Below are 14,545 nucleotides of genomic sequence, written 5' to 3'. Positions count from 1 at the left end.
TTCCTGACCGATCGATCGCCGGATGCGCGGGCGGGGGTGGATCTCGATACGCCCGCTCCGCGGACTACTCGATCAGCATGCTCCGGCACGCAGAACGACGAGCCGGAGCCGGCGCGACAGAACGTGTCAGCGCGCGCGCTTCTCCCGCACGCGCATGTTGACGTTCACCGGCGAGCCCTGGAAGCCGTAGATCTCGCGCAGGCGGCGCGCGATGTAGCGGCGGTAGCCCGGGTCGAGGAAGCCGGTGGTGAACAGCACGAATGTCGGCGGGCGCGAGGACGCCTGGGTGCCGAACAGCACGCGCGGCTGCTTGCCGCCGCGCAGGGGGTGCGGGTGCGCCGCGGTGAGCTCGGCGAGGAACGCGTTGAACTTGCCGGTCGGGATGCGGGTGTCCCAGGACTCGAGGGCGAGCTCGAGCGCGGGCACGAGCTTCTCGAGGTGACGCCCGGTCTTCGCCGAGATGTTCACGCGCGGTGCCCAGGCGACGTGCGCGAGGTCCTTCTCGATCTCGCGCTCGAGGTAGCGGCGGCGCTCGTCGTCGAGGAGGTCCCACTTGTTGAACGCGAGCACGAGCGCGCGGCCCGACTCGAGCACCAGGTCGATGATGCGGACGTCCTGCTCCGAGATCGGCTCGGAGACGTCGATCACGACGACCGCGACCTCCGCCTTCTCGAGCGCGGTCGAGGTGCGCAGCGACGCGTAGAAGTCGGCGCCCTGCTGCAGGTGCACGCGGCGGCGGATGCCCGCCGTGTCGACGAAGCGCCAGATCTTGCCGGCGATCTCGACCTGCTCGTCGACCGGGTCGCGGGTGGTGCCGGCCAGCTCGTTGACGACGACCCGCTCCTCCCCCGCGGCCTTGTTCAGCAGGCTGGACTTGCCGACGTTCGGGCGGCCGAGGATCGCGACGCGGCGCGGGCCGCCGACCTCGCGCTTGGCGACGAGCGACTCGAGCGGCAGCTTCTCCAGCACCGTCTCGAGCAGGTCGGCGACGCCGCGGCCGTGCACGGCCGAGACGGGGTGGGGCTCACCGAGGCCGAGCGACCACAGTGAGGCGGCGTTCGGCTCCTGGCGCACGTCGTCGACCTTGTTGGCCGCGAGGAACACGGGCTTCCTGGTCTTGCGGAGCAGCTTCACGACGTGCTCGTCGGTCGCGGTCGCCCCGACGTTCGCGTCGACGACGAAGATCACGGCGTCGGCGAGGTCGATCGCGATCTCGGCCTGCATCGCGACGGAGGCGTCGATGCCGCGGGCGTCGGGCTCCCAGCCGCCGGTGTCGACGACGGTGAACTGGCGGTCGAGCCAGTCGGCCTTGTACGAGACGCGGTCGCGGGTGACGCCGGGGGTGTCCTCGACGACGGCCTCGCGGCGGCCGAGGATGCGGTTGACCAGCGCCGACTTGCCCACGTTGGGCCGGCCGACGATCGCCACGACCGGCAGCGCCGGGAGGTAGCGGATCTCGTCGGGGTCCTCGCTGGCGTACTCGAGGAGGTCGCGGTCCTCCTCGTCGAGGTCGTAGTCCTCGAGTCCGCTGCGCAGCGCCTGGGCGCGCGAGGAGGCGAGCTGCTCGTCGAGGTCGCCGAGGCGCTCGACGAGGTCGTCGTCTCCGAAGTTCAGCTCGTCGTCACCGACGTGCGTGTCCTGTGCCATGATCGGCCCTTGCTCTCGAAGTTCGGACCTCGGCGACGACCGCATCGACGGTCTGCTCGAAGTCGAGGTGAGTGGAGTCGAGAAGAGTGACTCCGTCTGCGGCGTTCATGAAGTCCACCACCTGGGAGTCGGCGCGGTCCCTGGACCGCAGTGCCTGACCCGTCGCTTCAGCGGATTGCGTGGTGACTTCGCGCGAACGCCTCGCCATCCTAGCCTCTTCGCTCGCCGTCAGGAGGATCCGGACCCCGGCGGTCGGCGCCACGACCGTTGTGATGTCGCGCCCCTCGACGATGATGCCGGCCTTCCGGGTCTCGCCGATGATGCGGCGGAACAGCAGCGTGATCCGCCGGCGCACCTCCGGGACCTTGGCCACGGCCGAGACCTGACCGGTCACCCGGGGCTCGCGGATCGCAGCGGTCACCTCGGTCCGGCCGACCCAGACCGAGTACGACTCGGGGTCGGTGCCGATGGAGTAGTCGAAGCCGTCGAGCGCGTCGACGATCGCGTTCTCGTCGGCGAAGTCGAGCCCGGTGTCGAGGCCGTGCCAGGCGAGCGCGCGGTACGCGGCGCCGGTGTCGAGGAACTCGAAGTCGAGCCGTCGGGCCGCCTCGCGCGAGACGCTCGACTTGCCGCTGCCGGCCGGTCCGTCGATCGCGACGACGACCGCATCGCCGAAGTCGGGCACGTCATCGGTGTGCGAGCCGCTCGCGCGCTCGGGCGCCGCTCCCCCGTCCTCCGGGATGCTCTGCTGGGCGCGGCGGGCGGGCGTCATCCGGTTCAGGCCGCCCTCCTGCCTGTTCTGCTCCGTGCTCATCCGGCGATCCTCCAGCCGCGTGCGGTCAGTTCCTCGGTCAGCGGGCCGACGGCCTCCGGCACCACCGAGATCTCGGCGAGGCCCACGCGGCGCCCCTCCGCATGCTCGAGGCGCACGTCCTCCAGGTTGACCCCGGCCTCGCCGATCTCGACGAACAGCCGGGCGAGAGTGCCCGGAGTGTCGTCGACGAGGACGATCAGGGTGGAGAAGCGCTGGTCCTGGCCGTGCTTGCCGGGCAGGCGGGCGACGCCGGCGTTGCCCGCGGCGAGGTGCTCGGCGAGCAGGCGGCGGGCACCCGGGGCGTCGAGGTCGCGCAGGGCGTCGGCGACCGCGGCGACGTCGTCGCGGAAGGCGTCGAGCACGGCGACCACGTGCTCGCGGTTCGCGCCGAGGATCTGCACCCACAGCTCCGGGGCGGAGGCGGCGAGCCGCGAGACGTCACGGACTCCCTGGCCCGCGAGCCGCAGGGCGTCGTTCGGCGCGTCGACGAGCCGCTGCCCGAGCAGGGAGGAGATCACCTGGGGCGCGTGCGAGACGAGGCCGACCGAGCGGTCGTGCTCCTCCGGGCCCATCTCGATGATCGAGCCGCCGAGGTCCAGCGCGAGCGCCTCGACGCGGGCGAGTGCGTCCGCGTGCGTCTCGCCGTCGCGGCAGATCACCCAGGGCCGTCCGACGAAGAGGTCGCCGCGGGCCGCGACCGGGCCGCCGCGCTCGCGACCGGCCATCGGGTGCGAGCCGATGTAGCGGCTGAGGTCGAGGCCGCGGGCGCGCAGCTCGCGCAGCGGCTGCATCTTGACGCTCGCCACGTCGGTGACGACCGCCTCGGGGAACGCGGCGAGCTCGCGCTCGACGACGCCGGCGACGACGTCCGGCGGCACGCAGACCACGATCAGCACGGGCCGGTCGCCCGCGGAGGCGGCGCGGCCGGCCCCGTAGTCGATGGCGAGCGAGAGGCTGGCGGGCGAGGCGTCGTCGAGGACGACGTCGACCCCGCGCGAGGCGAGGCCCAGGCCGATCGACGCGCCGAGCAGGCCGGAGCCGACCACCCGCACCGTCCCCGTCGTCCGCATCGCGGGCGGGGCGGGGTGCAGGAGCTCGTTCACCCCGACAGCCTACCGATCAGGCCGACGCCGCTTGTCCTGACCGCTGCGCCGCACACCGGAGTCGGGCCGCTCGGCACCGTTCGCGGAGGGGCGTCGCCGGTCCTGCGGCGGCGTCGCGCGGTCGTCGGCGCGCAGCGCATCGGAGGGACGCTCGCGCGGCCGCTCGTCACGACGGCGCTCGTCCGAGCGACGCTCGCCGCGGTCGTCGGCGCGCCGCTCGGGCCGCTCCTCGGAGCGACGCACCGGGCGATCGTCCGAACGGCGCTCGGGCCGGTCGTCCGACCGGCGCACGGGGCGGTCCTCCGACCGGCGCTCAGGCCGCTCCTCGGAACGCCGCACGGGCCGCTCCTCCGAGCGCCGCACCGAGCGCTCCTCGGTCCGCCGCTCTCCGCGCCCCTCGGTCCCCCGGTCGTCCGCGGTCTGCGGCCGCGGCCGCCGCGCGCCCGCGCTCGCCTGGCGTGTCGGCTCCGGCTTCTCCACCGGCGCCTCGCCGCCCTGGCGCGAGATGGTCAGCAGCGCACCCAGCTCGTCGCGGGTCAGGTCGCGAAGGTCGCCGGACCGCAGCGAGCCCAGGTGCAGCGGACCGAACTGCCGGCGCACCAGCTCGAGCACCGGGTGCCCGACCGCGGCCATCATCCGCCGGACGACGCGGTTGCGCCCGGAGTGCAGCGTGATCTCGACGAGCGACGCGTTCGAGCGCCCCTCCGGTCGGCCGAGCAGCCGCGCCTTATCGGCCGCGACCGTGCCGTCCTCCAGCTCGACGCCGGCGGTCAGCGCCGCGATCGTCTGCGGCAGCACCTGCCCGTGCACCTTCGCGATGTAGGTCTTCGTCACCCCGAACGACGGGTGCGCGAGCACGTGCGCCAGCTCGCCGTCGTTGGTCAGCACCAGGAGTCCCGAGGTCTCGGAGTCGAGGCGGCCGACGTTGAACAGCCGCTCCTCGAAGTTCTGCGTGTAGGTCCGGAGGTCGGGTCGGCCGTTCTCGTCCGAGAGCGAGCTGACCACGCCGACCGGCTTGTTCAGCATCACGTAGCGCCGCGAGGTGTCCAGCTGCACGGCGACGCCGTCCACCTCGATCCGGTCGTTCTCCGGGTCGATGCGGCGGCCGAGCTCGCTCGCGACCTCGCCGTTCACGCGGATCCGCCGCGCGACGATCATCTCCTCGACGACGCGGCGGGAGGCGACCCCCGCGGCCGCGAGGACCTTCTGCAGTCGTTCGCCCTCGGGCAAGTCAGCCGCGCTCATCGAATCCGTTCCGTCCGTCGCTCAGTAGGGGGGAGATCTTCGGCAGCTCGTCGAGCGAGGCGAGGCCGAGATGGACGAGCAGCTGCTCGGTGGTGCCGTAGAGGACCGCGCCGGTCTCGGGGTCGCTGCCGACCTCCGCGATCAGGCCGCGGCCGAGGAGGGTGCGCGCGACGGAGTCGACGTTGACCGCGCGGATCTGCGCGACCTGGCCGCGGGAGATCGGCTGCTTGTAGGCGATGACCGCGAGCGTCTCGAGGGCCGCCTGCGACAGCTTGGTCGGGTTCTGGGTCAGCACGAAGTCGGAGACGACGGAGTCGTACTCGCGGCGCACGTAGACCCGCCAGCCCCCGCCGACCTCGCGCAGCTCGAAGCCGCGGCGGATGCCGCCGTCCGCGCCGTCGAAGTCCGCGGCGAGCCGCTCGACCGACTGCCGGACGACCGGGATCGGCCGCGAGAGCGCCGTGGCGAGCGCGGCGAGCGACTGCGGCTCGTCCGCGATCATCAGGATCGCCTCCACGGCGCGGTCGATCTCGAACGCGACGGTCCCGGGACCGGCGACGGCCGCGGAGTCGGTGCTCGTGGGCTCACTGGTCATAGTCGGCCCCCAGGTGCGCGAGGCTCGCGTCCGACCAGTTCTCGGCCACCCACTGCAGGGTCAGCTCGCCGAGCGGCTCCGGCTGCTCGAACGCGATCGCGGCGTGCCGGTAGAGCTCGAGCACGGCGATGAAGCGCGCCACGATCACGCCCTTCTCGTCCGCATCGGCGACGAGCTCGCGGAAGGTCGCCGTCGTCCGCTCGCGCAGCACGGCCACGATGTACGCGGCCTGCTCGCGGATGCTGATCAGCGGCGCGTGCAGGTGGTCGAGCCCGACGGTCGGGATCTCGCGCGGCGCGAGCGCGACGGCGGCGAGCGCCGCGAAGTCCTCGGGCGAGAGCGTCCAGACCAGCTCCGGCTTCTTCGCGCGGAACTCCTCCTCGAGCGGCACCTGGCGCACGTGCCGGCCGGTCTCGGCGTCGATCCGCTCGGCGAACCACGCCGACACCTGCTTGAAGGCGCGGTACTGCAGGAGCCGGGCGAAGAGCAGGTCGCGCGCCTCGAGCATCGCCGCGTCCTCCGCGTCGACCAGCTCGCCCTGCGGCAGGAGCCCGGCGATCTTGAGATCGAGCAGGGTCGCCGCGACGACCAGGAACTCGGAGGCGCGGTCGAGCCCCTCGGCCGTGTCGATGCCGTGCAGGTAGGAGAGGAACTCGTCCGTCACCGCGCTCAGCGCGATCTCGGTGATGTCGACCTGCTGCTTCGCGATCAGGCTCAGCAGGAGGTCGAAGGGCCCCTCGAAGTTCGACAGCGCGACGGTGAAGCGGCGGGAGACGGGGGCGGTGTCCGCCTCCTGGTCGAGCAGGAGCGCCTCAGGCGACCGCGCCACGCGAGATCAGCTCCCTGGCGAGCTTGCGGTACGCCTTCGCCGCGTTGTGCTCCGGCGCGAACGTGGTGATCGGCACCCCCGACACGCTCGCGTCGGGGAACTTCACCGTGCGTCCGATCACCGTCTCGAGCACACTGTCGCCGAAGGCGTCGACCACCCGGTCGAGCACCTCGCGCGAGTGCAGCGTGCGCGAGTCGTACATGGTCGGCAGGATGCCGTCCAGCTCGATGACCGGGTTCAGCCGGTCGCGGACCTTGTCGATCGTCTCGATCAGCAGCGCGACGCCGCGCAGGGCGAAGAACTCGCACTCGAGCGGGATGAGCACGCCGTGGCTCGCGGTGAGCGCGTTCACGGTGAGCAGGCCCAGCGACGGCTGGCAGTCGATCAGGATCACGTCGTAGTCGGCACTGACCTTGCGCAGCACGCGGGCGAGGATCGTCTCGCGGGCGACCTCGTTGACGAGGTGCACCTCCGCGGCAGAGAGGTCGATGTTCGCGGGGATGATGTCGAGGCCGGGGACGCGGGTCGGGCGGATGGCCTCGCTCGGGTCCTTGACGGTGCCGAGCAGCAGGTCGTAGATCGTGATCGCGTCGTAGGTGGCGACGCCGAGCCCGGCGGACAGCGCGCCCTGCGGGTCGAAGTCGATGGCCAGCACGCGGCGGCCGTACTCGGCGAGCGTCGCGCCCAGGTTGATGGTCGTCGTCGTCTTGCCGACGCCGCCCTTCTGGTTGCAGAGCGAGATGATGCGCGCGGGCCCGTGCCCGGTCAGCTCCACCGGGAGCGGGAAGTCGCGCAGGGGCCGGCCGGTCGGGCCGAGCGTCGGGGCTTCGAGACCGGTGAGCTCGGCCTTGTCGTCCGTCTTGCGTGTCACCTGCGTCGCCTCGCTTCCCGTGTCGGCGTGCGCTCCCGCGCGGCCTCCGTCGAGTGTACCGGCGACCCCGTCGTCGTCCCCGCCGCCGCCCCGGCGTCCGCCGATCTCGAGGAGACCGCTCCCGACCCATGCCAGTCGAGTAGCCGCGAAGCGGCGTATCGAGACCCGCCGTCGTGAACACGCCGGCCCCTCGGCCCCACCGTTTCGGAGCAGCCGGATCTCGATACGCCCGCTCCGCGGGCTACTCGATCAGCATGAAGCGCCCCGCCCCGCCCCGTCAGCGCCGCGCCCGCGGGTGCGCCGTCGTGTACACGTCGCGCAGCGTGTCCGCCGTCACCAGCGTGTAGATCTGCGTCGTCGCCACCGAGGCGTGACCGAGCAGCTCCTGCACCACCCGCACGTCCGCCCCGCCTGCGAGCAGGTGCGTCGCGAAGGAGTGCCGGAACGTGTGCGGCGAGATCTCCCGATCCAGCCCCGCCTTCTCGGCGACCGCGCGGATCACCAGCCACGCGCTCTGCCGCGACAGCCGGCTCCCGCGCACGCCGAGGAACAGCGCCGGCGTCGCCCGCCCGCGCCGCGACAGCTCGGGCCGCGCCCGCACCAGGTAGTCCTGCACCGCCTCGCGCGCGAAGCTCCCGAGCGGCACCATCCGCTGCTTCGAGCCCTTGCCGGTCAGCCGCACGACCTCCGAGTCGAAGACGTCGTCGACGCTCAGGTCCACCGCCTCCGAGATGCGCGCGCCGGTGGCGTAGAGCAGCTCCAGCAGCGCCCGGTCGCGCAGCTCCGACAGCTCCTCACCCCGGGCCGCCTCGAGCAGCGACGCCATCTGCCCGACCGTGATCGCCTTGGGCAGCGTCATCGGCAGCTTCGGCGGCAGCACATCGTGGGCGACGTCGTCGGCGACGTGCCCCTCCTCCAGCGCGAAGCGGTGCAGCCCGCGCACGCTCGAGAGGATGCGCGCCCGCGAGCTCGCCGCAAGCGGCCGCTCGGCCCGCGCCGCGAGCCAGGAGGCGAAGTCCCCCACGTCCGAGCGCCGGAGCGTTGCGAGATCGGTGACGCCGCGCTCCTCGAGCCAGCCGAGGTACAGCCCCAGATCGCGCCGGTACGCCGCGATCGTGTGCGCCGAGAGTCCGCGCTCGACGCTCGCCTGCCGGAGGAAGGCGTCGGCGATCGCGGGCGGAGTCACCCCCGGCGGACCCGCGGGTGCCGCGTCCACGGCGAGGAGGCGTCGCCCAGCCCGGCCCAGCCGCGCGCGCGGAAGGCGTGCGCCGCGAGCACCGCGAGGCACAGCGACGGGTTCTGCACCCGCCGTGCGAGCACGGCGTCGACCGCCTCGTCGAGCGCGACCCAGCGCAGCTCCATGTCGGCCTCCTCCGCCTCGCGCTCGAAGGCGGCGTCGGTGGCGGAGAGATCGCGCGCCAGGTAGATGCGGATCACCTCGTCGCTGCCGCCGGGCGAGGTGGCGAACTCCGAGAGCAGGTCCCAGCGGCCGGCCCGCAGGTCGGTCTCCTCCCCCAGCTCGCGCTGCGCGGCGAGGAGGGCGTCCTCCCCCTCGATGTCGAGGAGGCCGGCCGGGATCTCCCACTCGCGGGTGCGCACGGGGTGGCGGTACTGCTTGATCAGCGCGACGCGGTCCTCGTCGTCCAGGGCGAGCACCGCGACGGCGCCCGTGTGGTCGAGGAACTCGCGGCGCAGCTCGCCGTCGCCGTAGCGGAAGGTCTCGGCGCGGACGCCCCAGACCATGCCGTCGAAGACGCGCTCGCTGGTGAGGATCTCGGGCTCGACGAGCTCGTCCGAGAGCAGGAAGTCGGAGGCCGGCGCGTCCGAGGGCACGGAGTCGGTCGCGTCAGTCATCGGAGCCGGCCTCCGACGCCGGGAACAGCCGCGACGCCTCCTGGCGCTCGAGCGCCGCGGTCACGAGCCCCTTGAACAGCGGGTGCGCGTTGTTCGGCCGCGAGCGCAGCTCAGGGTGAGCCTGCGTGCCGACGTAGAACGGGTGCTTCTCCCGCGGCAGCTCGACGTACTCGACGAGGCTGCCGTCCGGCGACGTCCCCGAGAACCACAGGCCGGCCTCGGCGATCCGGTCGCGGTAGCCGTTGTTCACCTCGTAGCGGTGGCGGTGGCGCTCGGCGGCCTGGGGCGCTCCGTAGACCTCTGCGACGATCGAGCCCTCGGCGAGATCGGCCGTGTAGAGACCGAGGCGCATCGTGCCGCCCATGTCGCCGGCGGCGAGGATCTCGACCTGCTCGGCCATCGTCGCGATGACGGGGAACTCGGTCTCCGGGTCGAACTCGGAGGACGACGCGCCCTCGAGCCCGGCCTCGTTGCGCGCGTACTCGATCACCATGCACTGCAGCCCGAGGCACAGGCCCAGGGTGGGGATGCCGTTCTCGCGAGCGAAGCGCAGCGCGCCGAGCTTGCCCTCGATGCCGCGGATGCCGAAGCCGCCGGGGACGCAGATGCCGTCGAGCTCGGAGAGCGCCTTCGCTGCCGCCTCCGGGTCCTCGAGTCCGTCGGACGCGATCCAGCGCAGGACGACCTTGGTCTGCTGCGCGAAGCCGCCGGCCCGCAGCGCCTCGGTGACCGAGAGGTACGCGTCGGGCAGGTCGATGTACTTGCCGACCAGGCCGATGGTCACCTCGTGCTTGGGCTCGTGCACGGCCTCGAGCAGCTGCGACCAGCCGTCCCAGACGACCTCGCCGGCCGACAGGTCGAGCTGGTCGATGATGTACGAGTCGAGCCCCTGCTCGTTGAGCATCGAGGGGATCTCGTAGATCGAGGCGACGTCCTTCGCGTTGACGACGGCCTGCTCGTCGACGTCGCACATCAGCGCGATCTTGCGCTTGTTCGACTCCGACACCGGCCGGTCGCTGCGCAGCACGAGCGCGTCCGGCTGGATGCCGATCGAGCGCAGCGCGGCGACGGAGTGCTGGGTCGGCTTGGTCTTCTGCTCGCCGGAGGCGCCCATGAACGGCACGAGCGAGACGTGCACGAAGAAGACGTTGCGGCGGCCGAGCTCGTGGCGCACCTGGCGGGCCGACTCGATGAAGGGCTGCGACTCGATGTCGCCGACGGTGCCACCGATCTCGGTGATGATCACGTCGGGCTGCGGGTCGTCCTCGGCCTGCAGGCGCATGCGGCGCTTGATCTCGTCGGTGATGTGCGGGATGACCTGGACCGTGTCGCCGAGGTACTCTCCGGCCCGCTCGCGGGCGATCACCCGGGAGTAGATCTGACCGGTGGTGACGTTCGCCGCCTGATTGAGGTTGATGTCGAGGAAGCGCTCGTAGTGCCCGATGTCGAGGTCGGTCTCGGCGCCGTCGTCGGTCACGAAGACCTCGCCGTGCTGGAACGGGTTCATCGTCCCGGGATCCACGTTGAGGTACGGGTCGAGCTTCTGCATCACGACGCGCAGTCCGCGCGCGGTGAGCAGGTTGCCGAGGCTGGCGGCCGTCAGGCCCTTGCCGAGCGAGGAGACGACCCCGCCCGTGACGAAGATGTGCTTCGTAACCTTCACGGGGGCGGTGTCGCGCCCGGCCGCAGAAGTGTCGGAAGAGGAAGAGGAAAGGCCCGAGTTCGAATTGTCCACCACGGGGTTCCACCGTAACAGCAGAACGGGGTCCGGGCGCCGCCCCCGCCGATTTCGCACCGGTCGGGGGGCGGCGCACCGGCCCGTGTCAGCGCCGGCGGCTCGACTCGAGCAGCTCGCGCGCGTGCGCCAGGGCGTTCTCGGAGTCGGTCAGCCCGGAGAGCAGGCGCGCCATCTCGGACACCCGCTCCTCCGCATCCAGCTGGGTGACCGCGCTCGAGGTGACCGAGCCGTCCGAGCCCTTCTCGACCCGGAGGTGGTTGGTCGCGAAGGCCGCGACCTGGGCCAGGTGCGTCACCACGATGACCTGCGAGGTCTCTGCCAGGCGCGCCAGCCGGCGCCCGATCTCGATCGCCGCCGCACCGCCGACGCCCGCATCGACCTCGTCGAAGACGAACGTCGGCACCGGATCGTTCGCCGCCACGACCACCTCGATCGCGAGCATCACCCGCGAGAGCTCTCCCCCGGAGGCGCCCTTCGCGAGCGCGCGCGGAGTGGCGCCGGTGTGCGGCTGCAGCAGCATCTCGACCGTGTCGCGCCCGTGCACCGTCGGCTCGCTCGCGCTGCCGACCTGCACGTGCAGGCGCGCGTCGGCCATGGCCAGCGCGGTCAGCTCGTCGCTCACCCGCGCGCCCAGCTCGGCGGCGGCCGCGGTGCGCAGCTCGGTCAGCCGGTCGGCGAGCCGCTCGACCAGATCGGCGTCGGCGGCGGTGTCGGCCTCGAGGGCTGCGATCCGCTCGTCGTCGCCGTCGAGCTCGAGCAGCCGCAGCCCGGAGGAGTCGACGAGGTCGAGCACGTCGTCGAGAGTCGGTCCGTAGGTGCGCGCGAGCGCGGAGAGCTCCGCCCGGCGGTTCTCGATCAGCTCGAGGTCGTGCGCGCCGTCGAGGTCGAGCTCGGCGAGGTAGGAGGAGAGGCCGGCCGCGACGTCGCCGAGCAGCACCGACGCCTCGCCGAGGGTCTGGGTCAGCGGCTCGAGCGCCGCGTCGTGCTCCGCGGCGCGCTCGAGCACCCGGCGGGCGATCTCGACGAGACCGAGGGCGTCGCGGCCGTCGAGCTCCTCCGAGGACACGGCCTCGCGGGCCTCCCCCGCGGCGATGCGCAGCTGCTCGATGCTGCCGAGCCGCTCGGACTGCGTCGAGAGCTCGACGTCCTCGCCGCGCTGCGGCGCGACCACCTCGATCTCGGCGAGCGCACTGCGGAGTCGCTCCGCCTCGCGCGCCCGCGACTCCCGCGCCGTGGTCAGCTCGTCGAGCTCCTCGCGGTTGGCCCGCCAGCGCTCGAAGGCGCTCGCGTAGTCGCGCAGGGCCTCCCCCAGCTCGGGTCCGCCGAAGCGGTCGAGCGCGTCGCGCTGCGCGGCCGCCGAGCGGAGCCGGATCTGGTCCGACTGCCCGTGCACCACGACGAGCTGATCGGCCAGCTCGCTGAGCACGCTGACCGGAGCACTGCGGCCGCCGACGACGGCGCGCCCGCGCCCCTCGGCCGACACCGAGCGGGCGAGCAGCAGCTCCGGGCCGTCGAGGTCGCCGCCGGCGTCGTGGACGCGGTCCGCGACCGCGCCCTCCTCGGGTACGAGCCAGCGGCCCGACACCCAGGCCTGCTTGCTGCCGGAGCGGACGGCGGACGCGTCGGAGCGCGCGCCGAGCACGAGGCCCAGTGCGGTCACGACCATGGTCTTGCCGGCACCGGTCTCGCCGGTGACGGCGGTGAATCCCGGTCCGAGCGGGAGGGTCGCCTCGGCGATGACGCCGAGGTCGCGGATCTGCAGCTCCTCGAGCATGCGGTTACTCCGTCTCCGCCGACCCCCGCCATCCGCGGATGGGGAGACCGAACTTCTGCACCAGGCGATCGGTGAACGGGGCGTCGTGCAGGCGGGCGAAGCGCACCGGCACGGGCGAGCGGCGGTAGAGCACCCGCGCCCCGGGTGGCAGCTCGTAGGTGCGCCGGCCGTCGGCCCACAGCACGCCGACGCCGTCGGTGCGCTCCTTCACCTCGACGGCGAGGCTGGAGTCCGGCCCCACGACGAGCGGGCGGGCGAACAGGGCGTGCGCGCTGAGCGGCACGAGCAGCATCGCCTCGAGCGTGGGCCAGACGACGGGACCGCCGCCGGAGAAGGCGTAGGCGGTCGAGCCGGTGGGCGTCGAGACGACAATGCCGTCGCAGCCGAAGCTGGAGAGCGGGCGGCCGTCGACGCCGACCATCACCTCGAGCATCCGCTCGCGGCTGCCCTTCTCGACGGTCGCCTCGTTGAGCGCCCAGGTCTCGTAGACGACGGCGTCGTCGATCTTGACGCGCACCTGCAACGTCATCCGCTCCTCCACGGCGTAGTCGCCGTCGAGTGCGCGCGCGACCGCGTCATCGAGGTCGTCGCGCTCGCTCTCGGCGAGGAAGCCGACATGGCCGAGGTTCACTCCGAGCAGCGGAGCCGTACCGGTCCGGACGATCTCGGCCGCGCGCAGGATGGTGCCGTCCCCGCCGAGGACGAAGACCAGCTCGATCTCCTCCAGCGGAACGTCGGTACCGAGGACGGCCACGTCGCTGAGCTCGGGCGCGGTGCGGACGATGTCGCCCTTGTCGTCGGCGCAGAGCACGGGCCGGGCTCCGGACCCGCGGAGGCGTCCGACCACGAGGATCGCCGCTTCGAGGGAGTCCGCCCGTCCGGTGTGGGCGATGACGAGGATGTTGCGCTCGCCAGGAGGGGACTGCATCGAGTGGGTGTCCTTCGGGTCGATCGACGGCGGCGGACACGATCGCGTCACCCGAGGGTGAGCGCGGTGACCGCGTCCCTCCATTCTGTCGGAATCGTTCCGCGGTCGCGGTCGAGGTGCACCAGATACTCCTGATTCCCAGCGCCACCCGGGAGCGGCGACGCGATCAGACCGGCCACTCCGAGTCCCGCGTCCCAGGCGGACCAGAGCACGTCGGAGAGTGCCTCACGCCGGAGCTCCGGATCGCGGACGATCCCCTCCTTGATGCCCAGGCGGCCCACCTCGAACTGCGGCTTGACCAGCACGACGAAGTCGGCCGCCGGCGCGACCGAGGCGGCGACCGCCGGCAGCACCATCGACAGGGAGATGAAGGAGACGTCCGCGACGACGAGGTCCGGCACGACATCCGTTCCGGAGACCGCTGAGAGCGAGCTCGCCGTCATCTCCCGCGCGTTGAAGCCCTCCACCACGTGAACTCGCTCGTCGGAGCGGATCCGCGGCGCCAGCTGCCCGTGACCGACATCGAGCGCGATCACCGACGCGACTCCGCGTTCCAGGAGCACCTGGGAGAACCCGCCCGTGGAGGCTCCGACATCGAGGGCGTTCGCACCGTCGACTTGCACGGTGGGGAACGCGTCCAGGGCTGCGATCAGTTTGTGGGCCGCCCGGCTGACGTAGTGGTCCAGCGAGGCGACGGCGACCTCCTGCTCGGGCCGCACTCGGATCGACGGTTTGAGCGCCGGCGCACCGTCCACAGTGACGACGCCGTCGGCGATCATGCGCGCAGCATGCACACGGGAGCGGGCGATGCCTCGCGTGGCGAGTGCGGTATCGAGCCGCTGGTCCTCGGAGTCGGTCATCGAGCGGAGTCACCACCCTCGAGCCGGATCCGAAGCTGCTCCTGCAGTTCCGCGTAGGCAGCCGCTCGCGATGCCAGGGGCGACTGCTCGATGTCGTCGAGACGATCGCCGAGCTCGACGCTCTCGCTTCCGGACGTGCGGTCCTCGGACATCGTCACTCCTCACGGCGCCGCGTCGAGCGGCTAGCGGCTCTCCTGGAGAACCTCTCGTTAAACAGCGATGGCCACCCATTTCTGGGTGGCCATCGTGAATTGGTGTCCGGCGGTGTCCTACTCTCCCACAGGGTC

At 72.4% G+C, this 14,545-nt stretch carries 13 protein-coding genes and 1 pseudogene; all 14 read right to left on the bottom strand.

The window, feature by feature from the left end; translation table 11 throughout:
- Window positions 1-126: 126 nt before the first annotated feature.
- Complete coding sequence (gene der, locus MT353_RS20440) at window positions 127-1,647, bottom strand: ribosome biogenesis GTPase Der (RefSeq protein ID WP_123735983.1); 1,521 nt, start codon at window positions 1,645-1,647, stop codon at window positions 127-129.
- Window positions 1,622-2,461, bottom strand: coding sequence for a (d)CMP kinase (gene cmk / locus MT353_RS20435; RefSeq protein ID WP_243625769.1), 840 nt, complete (start codon window positions 2,459-2,461; stop codon window positions 1,622-1,624). Before cmk ends, der begins: the two co-directional genes overlap by 26 nt.
- Window positions 2,458-3,531, bottom strand: coding sequence for a prephenate dehydrogenase (locus tag MT353_RS20430; protein WP_243625857.1), 1,074 nt, complete (start codon window positions 3,529-3,531; stop codon window positions 2,458-2,460). The genes cmk and MT353_RS20430 overlap by 4 nt, the downstream gene beginning before the upstream one ends.
- Window positions 3,532-4,044: 513 nt before the next feature.
- Window positions 4,045-4,809: pseudogene (locus MT353_RS20425) on the bottom strand (pseudouridine synthase); the annotation flags it as partial.
- Window positions 4,796-5,404 (bottom strand): SMC-Scp complex subunit ScpB, encoded by a 609-nt coding sequence (gene scpB, locus MT353_RS20420; RefSeq protein ID WP_123735984.1) that lies wholly within the window; start codon window positions 5,402-5,404, stop codon window positions 4,796-4,798. The gene scpB and the pseudogene MT353_RS20425, both read right to left, overlap by 14 nt.
- A complete protein-coding gene (locus MT353_RS20415; protein ID WP_374204728.1) occupies window positions 5,394-6,233 on the bottom strand; it encodes a ScpA family protein in 840 nt (279 codons plus the stop codon). The genes scpB and MT353_RS20415 overlap by 11 nt, the downstream gene beginning before the upstream one ends.
- Window positions 6,217-7,104 carry a ParA family protein gene (locus MT353_RS20410; RefSeq protein ID WP_123446039.1) on the bottom strand — a complete coding sequence of 296 codons (888 nt, stop codon included), beginning with the start codon at window positions 7,102-7,104 and terminating at the stop codon, window positions 6,217-6,219. Before MT353_RS20410 ends, MT353_RS20415 begins: the two co-directional genes overlap by 17 nt.
- Before the next feature lie 277 nt (window positions 7,105-7,381).
- Window positions 7,382-8,290, bottom strand: a complete 909-nt coding sequence (gene xerD / locus MT353_RS20405) for a site-specific tyrosine recombinase XerD (protein ID WP_243625768.1) — start codon at window positions 8,288-8,290, stop codon at window positions 7,382-7,384.
- Window positions 8,287-8,958 (bottom strand): NUDIX hydrolase, encoded by a 672-nt coding sequence (locus tag MT353_RS20400; RefSeq protein WP_243599804.1) that lies wholly within the window; start codon window positions 8,956-8,958, stop codon window positions 8,287-8,289. Before MT353_RS20400 ends, xerD begins: the two co-directional genes overlap by 4 nt.
- On the bottom strand, window positions 8,951-10,714 hold the full coding sequence (locus MT353_RS20395; protein ID WP_279400944.1) for a CTP synthase: 1,764 nt from the start codon (window positions 10,712-10,714) through the stop codon (window positions 8,951-8,953). Before MT353_RS20395 ends, MT353_RS20400 begins: the two co-directional genes overlap by 8 nt.
- Before the next feature lie 67 nt (window positions 10,715-10,781).
- Complete coding sequence (gene recN, locus MT353_RS20390; RefSeq protein ID WP_123446036.1) at window positions 10,782-12,470, bottom strand: DNA repair protein RecN; 1,689 nt, start codon at window positions 12,468-12,470, stop codon at window positions 10,782-10,784.
- A 4-nt stretch (window positions 12,471-12,474) separates the two neighbouring features.
- On the bottom strand, window positions 12,475-13,398 hold the full coding sequence (locus MT353_RS20385) for an NAD kinase (RefSeq protein ID WP_243625766.1): 924 nt from the start codon (window positions 13,396-13,398) through the stop codon (window positions 12,475-12,477).
- A gap of 47 nt (window positions 13,399-13,445) precedes the next feature.
- Window positions 13,446-14,258, bottom strand: a complete 813-nt coding sequence (locus MT353_RS20380; RefSeq protein ID WP_243625765.1) for a TlyA family RNA methyltransferase — start codon at window positions 14,256-14,258, stop codon at window positions 13,446-13,448.
- Entirely contained in the window at window positions 14,255-14,410 is a 156-nt protein-coding gene (locus MT353_RS20375; RefSeq protein ID WP_165909240.1) for a hypothetical protein, read from the bottom strand. Before MT353_RS20375 ends, MT353_RS20380 begins: the two co-directional genes overlap by 4 nt.
- Window positions 14,411-14,545 lie beyond the last annotated feature (135 nt).

The organism is Rathayibacter sp. VKM Ac-2927, assembly GCF_022815525.1.
Classification (GTDB): domain Bacteria; phylum Actinomycetota; class Actinomycetes; order Actinomycetales; family Microbacteriaceae; genus Rathayibacter; species Rathayibacter festucae.
The sequence above is the reverse complement of the archived record's forward strand: the minus strand, read 5'-3'. Positions and strand labels throughout refer to the sequence as shown.